Annotated in this window: 13 protein-coding genes; 9 read left to right on the top strand and 4 right to left on the bottom strand. The window is 65.0% G+C overall.

The window, feature by feature from the left end; all coding sequences use genetic code 11:
* Window positions 1–765, bottom strand: a complete 765-nt coding sequence (locus HG800_RS09195; protein ID WP_169976059.1) for an RDD family protein — start codon at window positions 763–765, stop codon at window positions 1–3.
* A 199-nt stretch (window positions 766–964) separates the two neighbouring features.
* Window positions 965–2,515, bottom strand: a complete 1,551-nt coding sequence (locus HG800_RS09190) for a peptidylprolyl isomerase (protein WP_169976057.1) — start codon at window positions 2,513–2,515, stop codon at window positions 965–967.
* A gap of 332 nt (window positions 2,516–2,847) precedes the next feature.
* Between HG800_RS09190 and HG800_RS09185 the strand changes: the two genes are divergently transcribed.
* From HG800_RS09185 to HG800_RS09140, 9 genes are all read left to right on the top strand, one after another.
* Window positions 2,848–3,903: a glycosyltransferase gene (locus HG800_RS09185; RefSeq protein WP_315852003.1), complete on the top strand. Its 1,056-nt coding sequence runs from the start codon at window positions 2,848–2,850 to the stop codon at window positions 3,901–3,903.
* A 66-nt stretch (window positions 3,904–3,969) separates the two neighbouring features.
* Window positions 3,970–5,064, top strand: a complete 1,095-nt coding sequence (locus HG800_RS09180) for a CDP-alcohol phosphatidyltransferase family protein (RefSeq protein WP_169976052.1) — start codon at window positions 3,970–3,972, stop codon at window positions 5,062–5,064.
* On the top strand, window positions 5,034–5,816 hold the full coding sequence (locus tag HG800_RS09175; RefSeq protein ID WP_169976050.1) for a glycosyltransferase family 2 protein: 783 nt from the start codon (window positions 5,034–5,036) through the stop codon (window positions 5,814–5,816). The genes HG800_RS09180 and HG800_RS09175 overlap by 31 nt, the downstream gene beginning before the upstream one ends.
* Window positions 5,813–6,544, top strand: a complete 732-nt coding sequence (locus tag HG800_RS09170) for a class I SAM-dependent methyltransferase (RefSeq protein WP_169976048.1) — start codon at window positions 5,813–5,815, stop codon at window positions 6,542–6,544. Before HG800_RS09175 ends, HG800_RS09170 begins: the two co-directional genes overlap by 4 nt.
* 2 nt (window positions 6,545–6,546) lie before the next feature.
* Window positions 6,547–8,064, top strand: coding sequence for a hypothetical protein (locus tag HG800_RS09165; RefSeq protein WP_235963491.1), 1,518 nt, complete (start codon window positions 6,547–6,549; stop codon window positions 8,062–8,064).
* Between the two features lie 132 nt (window positions 8,065–8,196).
* Entirely contained in the window at window positions 8,197–9,225 is a 1,029-nt protein-coding gene (locus HG800_RS09160; protein WP_169976046.1) for a hypothetical protein, read from the top strand.
* Between the two features lie 42 nt (window positions 9,226–9,267).
* Entirely contained in the window at window positions 9,268–10,437 is a 1,170-nt protein-coding gene (locus HG800_RS09155) for a glycosyltransferase (RefSeq protein WP_235963489.1), read from the top strand.
* Entirely contained in the window at window positions 10,412–11,965 is a 1,554-nt protein-coding gene (locus HG800_RS27305) for a glycosyltransferase family 9 protein (protein WP_235963487.1), read from the top strand. Before HG800_RS09155 ends, HG800_RS27305 begins: the two co-directional genes overlap by 26 nt.
* Window positions 11,952–12,122, top strand: coding sequence for a hypothetical protein (locus HG800_RS09140; RefSeq protein WP_169976044.1), 171 nt, complete (start codon window positions 11,952–11,954; stop codon window positions 12,120–12,122). Before HG800_RS27305 ends, HG800_RS09140 begins: the two co-directional genes overlap by 14 nt.
* On the opposite strand, the gene HG800_RS09135 is transcribed toward HG800_RS09140, so the two are convergent.
* Window positions 12,108–12,881: a DUF1559 family PulG-like putative transporter gene (locus tag HG800_RS09135; protein ID WP_169976042.1), complete on the bottom strand. Its 774-nt coding sequence runs from the start codon at window positions 12,879–12,881 to the stop codon at window positions 12,108–12,110. The two genes, HG800_RS09140 and HG800_RS09135, sit on opposite strands and share 15 nt — an antisense overlap.
* Before the next feature lie 102 nt (window positions 12,882–12,983).
* On the bottom strand, window positions 12,984–14,042 hold the full coding sequence (locus tag HG800_RS09130) for a hypothetical protein (RefSeq protein ID WP_169976040.1): 1,059 nt from the start codon (window positions 14,040–14,042) through the stop codon (window positions 12,984–12,986).
* Window positions 14,043–14,055 lie beyond the last annotated feature (13 nt).

Below are 14,055 nucleotides of genomic sequence, written 5' to 3'. Positions count from 1 at the left end.
TCACTCCCCCAGGAAGACGCGGTGGTACAGGGCGCAGAGCACGGCATCCCCCGGTGCGTCGTCCGGCAATTCGTACGTCTTCCGGGCCGGACCGGCGAGATGGGCGGCCATTTCCTCTCGGCGAGACGGGCTAAACCGCTTCCGGTGTGTCACGTAATCGGCCAGTGCTCTCGAAAGTTCCGGCCCCGCGTCGATCCGGGCCGGCAATTGGGGCAACAGGGCGTCAACGACCCGGTCTTCCAGCAGCGCGACCCCAACTCGCGTCGGCCGCTGCTCGACAATCACCATCGTCCGCGCTGCCAGGTCGCCGAGTCGCTGAAACCGCCGGGTCAACATCATGCTGGCAATCGCAGGCAAGTACCCGAACGGCACGATTCCATCGAAGCACCAGAGCAGGTTTCTCAGGAACGCCTGCCCCCCGTTGATCGGCACCCCTTCGACCGAAACCACCCGGATCCCCATCGCCCGTTTGCCGACCGTCTGGCCGTTGAACACCCCTTCGAGCAAGGCTCCATACCCGAACCGAAGCCCGAACAGGATGACCAGAAACAGCCCGCCCCCCGCCGCCGTACCCAGCGCCAACAGCAACGACACCATCAGTCCCAGGAACAGAAGCATCCCCAGGACTCCCAGATCAATCAAATACGCCACCGCCCGCCGAAACGGCCCCGCCAGCGGATACTGAAAGGTAATCCGCTCCGGAGTGATCAGCCGGACGGTCGTATCGAGCGCCTCGCTCGTCGCTTCGAGGGCCGCCGTGGCCATGTTGCTCTCGACGCCGCAAGCCCCGGGCCGATTTCACGCTCCGGGCCATCCGGCGCGACGACTCGACCCGTCTTCAAGGTCGATTCATGCTATCCCCCCGACTGCCGATCGGCAACGCGCCGAACACCCTCGTTTGGTCAATCCAGACCCTGAGGGACCGGGCCGGTACACAATCAGACCGTCAAGGCGAGGTAACGGCTCAGCCCCCGGACTCATCCGTTCTGAGATGCCTCGGCACGTATTCTCGGAAGACGGTCGTGACCACGGCTCCGCGGTACAGGTCTTTCAGATACGCATCGACCAGCTCGGTTTGCTTGCGTGATTTCAGGAGATCGCGGATCTCATCCTGCACCTCCTCGAACCGCTTCCGACCGGCCGGGCGAACCGTTTCGAGCCGAACCAGATGGAACCCGTTCGGGCCTTCAAGGACCGTGCTGATCTGACCCGGCTTTAATTTCCCGAGGGCCGCGTTCACCGAGGCAACCGCATAACTTCCCGGCGCCGTGGTCCAGAGACCGCCGGTGTCGACATTTGGCCCCTCTCCCATCGACCGGGCAATCTCCTCGAACGGTGCCCCCTTCGCGATCCGGGCTATCGCCTCGTCCATTTTCGCTCGGGCCGCGTCCCGACTCGGATGATTGGCAAAACGCACGTGGATCTCACGCCATGTCAGTTGCGAACCTTGTTGGAATCGCTCCTTGTCCCGATGCTCGAAGTAATACGCCCGCATCTCCGGCAGATCGACGTGCACCTTCGAGGCGACATTCATCATCAGAAACTGCTGATAAATCGTTTCCAGCTTGAACGAGTCGAGGATTTCTTCGAACGATTCATTCCGTTCCGAGAGGACCCGCTCCAATGCGTAGCGGTCTTCCACGTTGTATTTCTTCAACAGGGCGGGAAGCCGTTCTTTCTCGAACAACTCGACGGCAAACTTGTTGATCAACTCCCATCGTTTCGCGTCCTTCAACTCGTTCCGCCTGGCCCGCTGAATGACGAGTGATCGGTCGATCAGGTGATCAAGCACGTTGGCCGCCAACGATTCCCGGACTCCGGGGGCCATTTGCATCTGGGGGTCGAGTTCCCGGAATCGTCGGGCGACCTCCGACTGCAACTCGTTCCACGTAATGATGTCACTCTCGACCCGAGCCGCCCATTCACCAACCGGCTCGCCGATGGGTAGCTCGACCTCTCGCTCCTCCCCTGTCGCATTCGGGTCGGTCCTGAATCCCATCCGAGCGTCCGACTGATCCGTCGCAACCTCAACCTCGGCCGAGGCTCGCATGACCTGCGGATCGACCCGAGCCGCGTCCGGAGAAGAAGGAAGCGGAGGGATCGCAAGCGATTCCTGAACAGGACTCTGCCCGTCCCGCTTCTCCTGATCGGCCGATGCCAGGACGTCCGGCATCTCGGCAGGCAACTCCGGCAGATCGGCGGGAACCGACGCCGGATCGTCATGCGCCGAGGCCCCTTCTGCCGGCGTTGAAGCAAGCCGGACGGGGGCTTCCGCAACCGTCGGGTGCTCAATGACCCGTTCCAATGTCTCCGCCGCCGGCTCTCCCATCGAAGCGCCATCGAGCATACGCGGCGGAAACGGATCGGGGCCGGCGTTGACCCGCTCCTGAATCGGTGGCAAGCCCGGAGGTAAGGCGGCAGGAGGCAAGCCCTCGGTCGGACGAAGCCCTTCCCGGTTCTGACTGCAACCGATCAAGGCCCCCGCAAGAATCCACAGGCCGACCAGGCGATTCATCGACACCCTCCTCCACGCTCGACGACCGGGATAACGGTCGATTCGAGCCACCGAATCCGGATGGAGCCATCACCCGTGTCTCAAAGGCTCGCCGAGACTCAAGACAACGACTTCAAGGCGCCCACCGAACACACGAGAACTCGTCGAACGGATGTGCGATCTGGTGATGCGGGGACGGGAAGCCGGGACAGTACGACGAGCCTCCCTGCTTGGCAAGTCCAGATTCAGCTCGTCCTGCTCCTTCTGGTCCGCGAGCGGCCTTGACCCCCTTGACCGCTCGGCTTATGGTACGCCCGCCTGAGCTACAGGCATCAATCCGAGGGAAGGAACCCGTGGGCACCGATCGCACCTGCATCCTGGTTCTCAACTACAACGGCCGAGACCTGCTGGCCGAATGTTTGCCGTCGATTCTCGACGCCGCGAAGCGTGCCCCCATGCCCTGTTCTGTTGAGGTGATCGATAACGCCTCCACCGACAAGTCGGTCTCCTTCCTCCACGATCACTGGCCTTCGGTCCGTATCGAGCACGAACCCAACCGCGGGCTCGCGTCATTCAATCGTGTTCTTGCTCGCCGCGATGAAGACGTGATCTTGCTGCTCAATAACGATGTGAAGCTCGACCCCAATGCCATCGCTCCCCTGGTCGATGCCGTTCGCCGTCACCCCGACGCTCTGTTCGCCGCCCCCCGCTGCTGGACCTTCGACGGCCAGACCTACGAGGGCATGCGCACTCGCGTTCGAATGCGCTTTGGCATGGTCCAGGGCTGCTGCCGCGTGCCTGGCTTCGATGCCCACATCGACACCCCCAGCCTGACCGCTGGCGCCGGGCCGATCCTGGCCGTCGATCGCGTGAAGTTCCTCGCCCTCGGCGGTTACGACGAGCTGTACTTCCCCGGCCGGATCGAAGATCTGGATCTCGGCTTCCAGGGCTGGATGCTCGGCTGGAAGGGGTATTATGTTCCCGAGTCGACTGCCTACCACCGTGGTTTTGGGTCCTTCGGACCTGCCTTCGGTTCGGCCGGCTGTGATCGCCTGGCGATCCGCAATACCTTGCTCTTCTGCTGGAAAAATCTCCGCGGCCGACGCCTGTTCACACATCTCTGCTGGCTCGCCGTCCGGTTGATCGCCGCGATCGCCCTGGGCCGGTTCGACTTCCTCAAAGCCTTTCGAGAGGCTCTTGGCAAGCTCCGTGAGGCAATGGCCTCGCGTCGCCGCGTCCAGACCGGGCATCCTGACTGGATGACGTGGCAGAATGCATTCTTCAAGGAATTCCAGTGGGAAACTCCTCGTCCGCGCCGGACGGTAGGACAAGACCATCCTCGGTCCTCCCCTGAGAAGGCTCACCGGTTCGTCGGCCTCGGCGTCTTGCTTCAAGGTCGGCAGACCTGACACGGACGACCGCTTCCACCAGCCATCGACCGACCCGCTCGACCCGCCGGCGCATGGAGGCGCCCGATGCCACGATCTCGGCCCTTGCCACCGCTGATCATCGACGCCCGCCCCCGAGGGCCAGAGGGGCCGATGGCTGGCGTCCCCTTGCTCGGCCGGCCGGTGATCGCCCACCTGGTCGATCTGGCCTCGGGGGTCGCAGCCCATCCCACGCTCACCGTCCATGCTCGTCTTGAGGAACACGAGACGCTCCGCGGACTCCTCGGCCAGGCGGTCCCTCGAAACACCGGCATTACCTTCGCCACCGGCCCCCCTCCGGAAGGGGCGGTAATTCTCCGAACCGACCGGCTTTATGATCCCTTTCGTCTGCGTCGTGTGGCGAAGCGCGGCAAGGATGCCGAGTCGGCGGTGGTCTGGCGCCTCGACTCACCGCATGGTCTGGCCGGGGCCGAGGCTGAGTTGGTCCGACGCCGCTGCTATCAACCGATCGGCCGCTTCTGGTCGGTCGGCCTGGCCGGAGTCCTTGTCCGGTTGTTGACGCCGACTCGAATCCGACCCCACGCACTCACGGTCGGATCGTTCCTGTTTATGATCACCGCCGCCGCGATGGTCGCCTGGGGATCGCTTGACCCTTGGCTCCGATGGTCCACGGCCGGGGCCCTGGCCATTGCCCTCGTCCTCGATGGTGCCGACGGCCGCCTCGCCCGACGCCAGGGGACGGCTTCCCCCCTCGGCCGATGGCTCGATACCACGCTCGACGAAAGCGGCGAAATGATCCTCCATGCTGCCATCGCCTTTGCCGCTTTCTCCCGGACCGGTTGGGCCGGTTGGCTCGGGGTCGGCATGGTCTTCGCCATGGGGAAATATCTGTTCACACTCAGTAACGACGAATGGAACCGCGCCGTCGGCCCACGCGACCGCTCGCCGGCAACACCCCAGGAACCGCTCGATGCCCAGCCTCAGCCGCTCAGCCCGACCTGGTGGGGCCGCAAGCTCGGCCATGCCGACATTCGCTGGCACCTCTGGATCGTTGCCGCTGCGGTCGGGCACCTGGAATGGGCGTTAGCCGCGTATGCCGCCTATTTTCCCACCCGCGCCCTTGCCGGCGCCATTCGAAAGGTAGGACCGACATGGCGAAGCGATCGCGCATCTCGGCCCTGATCATCGCCCGAGACGAAGCCCGGAACCTGCCCGGCTGCCTCGCCTCGCTCGGCTGGGCCGACGAGGTCGTGGTGGTCGTCGACGCCGCCAGCCGCGACGAAACCCTCTCCATCGCCCGGCAGCGGGCCGATCGCGTCATCGTTCGCCCGTTCGACGACTTCGCCTCGCAGCGTAACGCAGCCCTCGACGCCGCCAACGGGGACTGGGTCTTCGCCATCGACGCCGACGAACGCGCCACCCCGGCCCTTGCCGCCGAGATTCGTGGCGTCGTGGCCGATCAGAAAGCCCCTCACAACGGCTACCGCGTGCCGATTCGCAGCGAAATCCTCGGGCGTCCGTTTTCCTACTCCGGCACTCAGGACGACCGCCCCTTGCGCCTCTTTCGTCGGGGCCGGGGCTGGTGGTTCGGCACCGTGCACGAGACCGTCTCCCTCCGCGGTTCGTACGGCACCCTCTCGCAACCGCTCCTGCACCGCACCATTCCCACCATGAATGTTTTCCTCTCCAAACTGAACACGTACACGTCTCTGGAGGCGATCGAATTTGTCCGACGGGGTCGGCCTGTTCGCACCTTTGACTGGACCGTCCGCCCCTTCTGGACCTTCGCCAAGCTCTACGTCGGAAAGCGGGGCTACCGAGACGGTGCCGAGGGCCTGGTCTTTTGCGCCCTCTCGGGCGTCTCGGTCGCTGTCCGACACTGGAAACACCGCGAACTCGTTCTCCGGGCCGAAGCCCAGGGGAGGGCGGCGTGACGATAGCCCCCCGAACCTTCCCCCGGTTCGAAGCCGAGGTTGCCTGCCGTTTCGACGCCCTGGAGGCCCGCTTCAAGGACGAAGTCGCCGCCGATGATGTTCGGCTCGACGCCATCCTCCGCCACCTCGGGCCGCTCGAAGATCGCCTTGTACTCGACGCCGGCTGCGGCAAAGGCCGATTCGCGGCCCGGTTGATCGAACAGGGTGCCCGGGTTCTTGGCATCGACCCCTCGGTCGGCATGCTTCGGGCCGCCCACCTCCGTGGGCTACCGGTCGCCCGCGCATCGGCCAGACGCCTGCCCTTGTGTCAGGCTTCCGTCGATGCAGTGATCTTCGTCGAAGTGCTCGAACATATCGAATCTCATCGCCTCATGGAGACATTCCGCGAAGCCGCTCGGGTGCTTCTCCCAGGCGGCCGGATCGTGATCGTCGACAAAAACGCCGCCTCACTCGACCCGGTCCGCCCCTGGCTACCCGCCATCCTGGTCAAGCGGATCGACGAACGACGCGGACGGTGGATGTACCCCTCAGGATCGAATGTCCGAGAGCGCTGGTTCTGGCCTGGTCAGATACGGCGATGGCTCCGACACGCCGGGTTCACCAACATCCAGTCCGAGTCGCTCCTTGATCCGCTTGAGCGTCGATGCGTTGCCTTCCGAAGCGTTCCGATGACCCGGCGGTTCGTCGTCTGGTCGGCCACTCGACCGCAGGAAGGGAGCGGGCCATGATCATGAGCCTTGCATCCGTGTCACTCTCGGAGATGGCCACGGCAGCCGCCACCGGCCCGCCACTCCTGCCGCTCTTGCTGTGGAAAACCCCTCCAGGCCTGGAGTTAATCCTCCGCCAGGAAGGCATTCCCTTTGAAACGATCAGTGAACCGCACCCGATCATCCTGCATCGCGGTCGGTTCGTCCTGTTCGACAGCCAGTCCGAGGAGTCGTCCCTCGGCGTCCCCGTCGGCGTCGGTCAGGTTGCGATCGACATTCACGGACTCCGCGACGGCTGGGCGTTCGACCCGTTCGCCGCCCTGATCGACACTCAAGCCGGGCTTTGCTCCTGGACGATCGCAGGGGTATCCCTCACGGAGCGCGTCGCCGTGGTCGACAAGGGGAGCATCCGACGCGCCTTGCTCGCCCGGCTCCGCGAGGACGTCACGCGACTCGGCGGGCTCTGGATTCGCCTTGCTTGCTTCCCCTATCCCTACCGAGGGGCCTTCAACCTCCGGCTTGATCTCGACGAGCCGATTCCGACCGATTACCACCGCTTCGCCGAGGCCCGCCGACCGCTCGACGACTGCACCACTCACTTCGTCAGCACCGCCGCGTACGGCCTCGACGAAGCCGTGCTCACCGACCTCAAACACGTTGACACACAATCTCATGGACATTTTCACGTCGTCTACCGCGACCCGGCCAGCAACCGCCGCAACCTCGAACGCGCCCACGATTGCCTGATCGCCGCCGGGTTCGATCCCGTCGGCTTCGCCGCCCCCGAAGGACGATGGAACCCCGGGCTCGACGACGCCATCGAGCGGCTCGGCTACCGCTACTCGTCCGATTTCTCGATCGGCTACGATGATCTTCCCTTCTTCCCATGGCGGGGCGATCGCTTCTCAAACATCCTGCAAGTGCCGATCCATCCCATCTGTGAAGGCCTCTTCGTCGATGCCGGACGCGACGACGGCGCGAGCATCGCCGCCCACCTCGTCGAGGTCGTCCGCGCCCGGATCGACCAGGGCGAGCCCGCTTTCGTCTACGGCCACCCCGAGCGCCGCCTGGCCCGATTTCCGGAAGTCCTCGCCGCCCTGGCCCGGGAAATCGAGCGCTACGACCTGCTCTGGCGTACCACCTTGACCGAGTTCTCGCACTGGTGGGCCTGGCGAGGCCGACGCCGGTGGTCGGTCACGGCCCGAGGTGCCGGCCGGGTGGAGGTCGCCTTCGAGGACTGGAGCGACTCCTACCCCCTGACTCTCGAAATTGTCCGAGGCGCTCACGTCGCCAGCCTGCCCATGGTCCGCCCCCGTGGCACGCTTCAGCTTGACGGCCTCTCCTTCGAACGCTCGACCTCTCGGGTCGATCTGTCCACCCCGTCGCTCGTCCGTCGCCCCTTCAGCCTCAAGGCCGCCGTCCGATCCGCGATCGACTGGGAGACGGTCACCCCCGTCGACGAACTCGACGACTCCTCCCCCAGCCTCCTCCTCAAGAAAACCCTCCGCCGCGTGCGCGATCGCTGGCAATCAACGGGTTAAGCAGCGGTCGGCATTCGCTTCGATTCCCGTCACCGTTGATGGCCTGGTATTCCGAGGAGACACTGGCGCATCGGGCCACAATGGTCCGTACTGTGCCTCGAATCGGCCCGGCAGCACGAGGGAGATCGGCCATTGGGAAGCAACGACCCGAAGACCTGGGATCAGATCGAAGCCATCCGGAAGCGTCCTTCGATGTATGTTGGTGATGCCGGCCTCTTCGGCCTCATCCACTACCTCGTCTGCCCCGTGAGTCTGCTGCTGGAACGCCATCCGACTCGAATCGGAATTGAGGCGGGCGATGATGGCTTCGCCGTCGAGGCCGACGTGGTCGTGCCAATCGAAGACGCGCCGGACGATCGCATCGCACCGTTTGAAGCGGTCCCGACCGGAGAACCAGGACGGCACTTCGAAGGTGCGATCCTGACGGCGCTCTCCGCGCACCTGTCCATTGAGGTTCGCAGTGGGTCGCGAGCCGAACGGCTAGAGTTCCGCCAGGGGACGCGCGAGTCTCGCAGCGTCGAGGCGATCGAGCCCGCAGGAGATCGTACGACCCTCCGCTTCGCCCCCGACCCCGAGTTTTTCCAGGTGACCGACCTCGATCCAACTGTCTTCGCAAGCTTTGCGAGGAGGAACAGCGCGCTCCATCGCGGGGTCCGCTTCACGGTTTCGGCCGGAGGCACGAGACACGAGTTCGTCTCCGATCGAGGGATCGCCGACCTGTTCGACGCCGTGTCCGCGCCTTACCAGATCATGCACCAGCCGATCCGGATCGCGTCCGAGGACGGCCCTCTGACGCTCGAAGCGGTCTTCGCCTACCAGAGCTGGAAGGATGACACCCTCTGGTGTTTCATCAACAACGGCCGGGCCGTCGAGGGAGGAACCCACGAGGACGGCGTCCGCGAGGCCCTCCGAACCCTCTCCACGACCCTCAAGCCTCCGAACGGACTCTCCAACGGCGTTGTCGGCGTGGTCTCAATCTGCTATCCCCAGGCAACCTTCGAGGGCTGTATCAAGGCCAGGATCGGCAATCCGGAACTCCGTGAGCTCGTTCGCGACCTGTTTCTGCGCGAATCACTCGTCTGGCTCGACACCCACCCCGAGGCCACTGTTCGGCTTCGCCAGCTCCGGACCTTTACCTTTCCGGACTGGTGGACGCAGTAAAGTGCGAACCATCGAGTCACCCATCGTACGATCAAGAACGAGTTGCTCAGGCAGACGATGACACCACCCGATGACCCTGCAAACACCCTGGCTGATCGACGGAGCCCCTCGCAGGTCTCGTCGATGGACTGGCTCGGGCATCGCTCACTCGGCCCGATCGAATCCGGCGCGGTCCTCCTGCACGCGCCCTCCCATGCGTTTCAGTCTCCTGGCGGAGGAGAGGTCCAACTCGCAAGAACGGCCAGACATCTTGACGCCCTCGGCGTTCTCGTCCGGCCGATGAACCCCTGGGCCGATCGGCTGGAGAAGGCCCGGATCTTGCATCTGTTCGGCATGAGCCGCGAAGGGCTGGAGCTGGCGAAGGTCGCCCAGTCGCGAGGAGTGCCCGTCGTCCTCTCACCGATCTGCTGGTTCGAGCCCTCGGCGCTGGCCGCCCTGGCCGGAAGTCGCCTCAAGGCGGCAAGTGCGCTGGCGGCATGGGGGGTGAGACGGGCCGTTCCTCGTGTGCCGGGATGGCGGAAGGAGTTGTTCCGGCGATCGGATGCCGTCTTGCCAAACTCCGAGGCCGAAGGCGAGCAACTGGCCCGCCTCTTCGGACTCGACCGGCGGAAGCTTCGGGTCGTGCCCAACGGTGTCGAACCGACCGTGCTCGGAGCCAATCCGGAACCGTTTCGGGCGCTCATCGGGCTCGACGAGTTCGTCCTCTATGCCGGTCGCATCGAACCGAGAAAGAACGTCCTCGGGTTGGTGAAGGCTTGCGAGAAAACCCGCTTGCCCCTGGTTGTCGTGGGCGATCCGGTGCCAGGGAGCGAATCGTACGCCGAGCAGTGCAGGGGGGTGCCACTCGCCTCTGTGACCTGGGTGCCTCGGATGGACGCCGATGACCCCCTGCTCGCCTCGGCCTTCGCGGCAGCTCGGGTCTTCGCCCTGCCAAGCTGGTTCGAGACGCCCGGCCTGGCGGCGCTTGAAGCCGCCCTGGCCGGCTGCGCCATCGTCATCACCCCCTTCGGGTGCACCCGCGAATATTTCGGAAACTGGGCATTCTATGCCCGACCAGACAGGATCCAGGAGATTTCCAAGGCCTTGACCGAGGCATGGGAGGCCGGTCGGGGCAGAACTGAGCTTGCCGAAGTTGTCCATCGGCGGTACCTCTGGGCAACCGTGGCCCGAAGGACGGCGGAGGTTTATGACGAAATCGCCCCGACAGGATGATCGGGCGCCGAGCCCCGTGCCGGTGCGTCGCTATCGCTACAGCAAGTGGCGCTGGCGCGTCCTGGTCGGCACATTGGATGCCGTGGGGGGGCTCGCGATGCGCCTCTGGCGCGTCGTTCGGCCGATCCCAGCCTGGTCCGAGCCACGTCGAATCCTGGTCGTGCAGCTCGATCATCTAGGGGACTCGGTCCTCTCCAGCCCGCTTTTTCCGAGGCTCAAAGCGCACGCTCCCGACGCGGCGATCGACGTGCTCGCCTCGCCGAGCAATCGAGCCGTCTTCGAAGCCGACCCCCTCGTCGATCGGGTCCTCCTTGCCGATCGCAACTGGTTCGAGCGTCAGCCGGGCCGCTGGGCACTGGCTTCGGCCGTTTGGTCAATCGCTCGGATGATCCGCGGCAAAGGGTATGACCTTGGCATCGACGTCCGGGGCGATGTGCTCTCGGTGCTCGTCCTGGCATTGGCCGGCATCCCGCGTCGGGTCGGCTGGGCGATGGGAGGCGGCGGCTTCCTCTTGACCGACCTGGCCGACTGGGTCCCCGGCCGTCACGAGGTCCGTTCCCGCCTGGCCTTGCTCGACGCGATCGCCTTGCCTCACGCCGCAGGAGACGACCGGCCCGTTTCGGCCCGCGTCTCGGTCTACGTCTCCGACCGCGACCGCTCCCGGGTTGCCCGGATGCTCGCCGATGCCTGGGAATCGCCCGCTCCTGGCTCGACCCGATCGATGCGACGATCCGTGCGCAAGGCCTCGGCGGAACTAGTGATCGTCGGCCCCGGCACTTCAAGCAGCCTGATCGACGAGGACTTGGTCTGCGATCCGGATTCAGAAACCCACATCGAGGTTCACCCTCTCCCAACCCTCTCCCCCGCTCGCGGGGGAGAGGGTGGCCGAAGGCCGGGTGAGGGGGTCCGCTCCGCTCGGCTCGGCCGCGGGAACAACCTCGACACCGCTCCCAACGATCCCTCGAACGGCTCCGAGGCCGACTGGCTGCACGCCGGGCGGTTTGGAGCCTCGGCCCCGTTGCTCGCCGTGCATCTCGGTGCCGGGACGCCCGCCAAGCGCTGGCCGATCGAGCACTGGGACTCCCTGCTTGCCCGGTTCCTCCGCGACGGCTGGCGCGTGCTCATCGTCGGTGGCCCCGACGACGCCGAGCTTGCCGCCCGGCTCACCCCCCACGATGCCCTCCGCGACTGGACCGGCCGTCTGGCCGTGACCGAAACCACCGCCCTTCTGGAACGGGCCGACCTGTTCCTCGGCTCCGACAGCGGCCCGGCCCACCTGGCCGCCTGTGCGGGGGTGCCCTCGGTCGTCCTGTTCAGCGGCACAAACCGGGTCGGCCAGTGGCGTCCCTGGTCGCGCCGGAGCCTCGTCCTGCGGCACGATGTCCCCTGCAACCCCTGCCACCGCAAGGTCTGCCCGCTGGCCGATCACCCCTGCATGACCGGCCTCACGCCCGACCGCGTCTACCAGGCCACCCGCCGCTGGTGGTCGCGGATGCATCGCGCGGAGTCTCCCCATGCCCCGCTCTGATGGCCCGATCGAACTCAGCTCCCCCCGGATCGACTGGCGATCGTGGCTCGCCCTGGCCTGGGTGATCGCTTTCGGATCACTCTACGCCCGGATGGTCCTGCAGGAGCGTGCGCCCGGCCTCTGGGACCTGATTCGCGGGTTCCTACCCCTCGACTGATCCCTGAGCGGGCAAGCCCTGGGGAGTCGAAGTCGGGGGCGGACAGAGTCTCCGCAACGTGTCTGGCTCGACCGGAAGCGAGAGCTTTCTGACGCGAAAGTCGGCATACTGCACATTCCGGAGATTTGGGTGGGGAGAACCTTCCCCCCGAGCCGCCTGATCGCGGAACGTGTCGAGGTCCAGATCCACCGGCGCGGTCCAGGGAATCTCACTCTCCCCCAGCTCGACCAGCAGGACGGTTTGATCCCGCACCCCGTCGAATTCCCTCGTGTTCGCCGCCCGATCGGGCGGGAAGCAGGTCCCCGGCCCGACGAGGGCGACGACGCTCGTGAATCGGGTCGATCCGCCTTGCTTCGCCTGATCGGTCGGACACTCGAAAATCGACGGCATTTGATCGATGAGCCGGCGGTTGTTCGGCCCGTCCCACGGTTCATCGAACCGATACGAGGCGTAAAGCGCATGCCCCTCCATGTACGGCAGAACGAGCACCCGCCAGCTATGCCAGGGGCTCCCGTCGGGGCCAGGCACGACGGCCGGAGGCAACGTCCCGTATGCACTCTCGTAATTCGCCAACGCAAGGCTAAGTTGGCTGAGCACCCCGACGCATTGCGATCGCCGGGCCGCTTCTCGTGCCGAATTCACCGCTCGATACAGCCAGGTAATCGGCGCCAGGACGAGGGCGATCACAACAATCCGCCGCATCCATCCCCGAACCGTCAATTCGCTGTGGCCTGGGGGATCGCTCGGTGGATCAGCCATCGGTGTGGCCCTCGACCGAAAGCAGGCTTCGAGAAGGAGGGGACGAAAGAAAGAATGGAAGGCTTCCGCCCTCTCCAATCACTGCTCCCGAAAGCCTTTGTGTTACGAGGTCGCGGCCTGGCTCGCCGTTTCGTCCATCCGGGTCAGGAAGGCCCGAAACTCGTCGATGTAGGCCGAAACCTCGGGACGCATCCCCCCGTAAAGGTTTTGTTCCAGCATCAACAGGTCTTTCTCCAGGACGTTGCTACAGGTCACGTGCGTCCCCTGGAAATCGACCGATTGCCCGGCGACCGTCAGCAGAGACGACCGAGCCTCCTGCATCGCCCGGGTCGCCTCCTCCAGCCGCTCGGGGTGTTCCGACAGGCTTTCGAGATACCAGAGGTAATGCAGCCGCCAGGCGAGATCGACCTTCTGGCCCCCGTTGAACCGGAGAAAGGTGCTGCACAGGTTCTTCACATGGGCGAACGCGTCCGGCCCGAGACTCGGCACCACGCCTCGCTCGGGCGAAAGCGTCTGGATGTACGAGAACGGGTCGAGGTCCACCAGGCGACCGTTGACCATCGCCACCTTGTGGTAACAGTCGGTCGGCCGATACTGCGAACGGACCCACTGCGCATCGAGCGCGAGGTTCCAGCTCCCGAAGATCAGGTCATCGGGCGTCAACCCATCGAAGCGAGCCGTCTCGTATCCGCCGAAACGCCACTGGTTGGCCTTCAAGGTCTCGTACATCGTGGCGAAATAGAGGGGGTCAATCGGATATAGGTCGAAATCGTGCAGGATCGCGTAACGGCTTCGGCAGGCGGCCAGCCCTCGGGTCCAGTTCATCGCCGAGTAGAATTTCGACTGATTGACCTTCTGGGTGATCCGGCCCGAAATCGGCGCGAGAAACTGCATGTCGAGCGGCAACTCGGGGAACCGCCGCCGGATCCCTTCAACAAAAGCATCGCCTCCCGGCTGCTCGATCCGGTCGAACACCACATGCACCCCGACCAGATCATCACGCTTCTGCTGACTGACAAACCGCAAGTTGACCGCGAGCAGGTGGCGGAGGTCCCACGGAACCCCCAGAATAACGCTGAATCCGGGACTGGGCTGATCCAGCTTCGACCACGTCAGCAAGGGGTTGAGGACCTGCTTGATCAGCTCGCGCTTGTTCAACATGGAGACGCTCGAA

The sequence above is a fragment of the Tautonia rosea genome (assembly GCF_012958305.1).
Taxonomy (GTDB): Bacteria; Planctomycetota; Planctomycetia; order Isosphaerales; family Isosphaeraceae; genus Tautonia; species Tautonia rosea.
The sequence above is the reverse complement of the archived record's forward strand: the minus strand, read 5'-3'. Positions and strand labels throughout refer to the sequence as shown.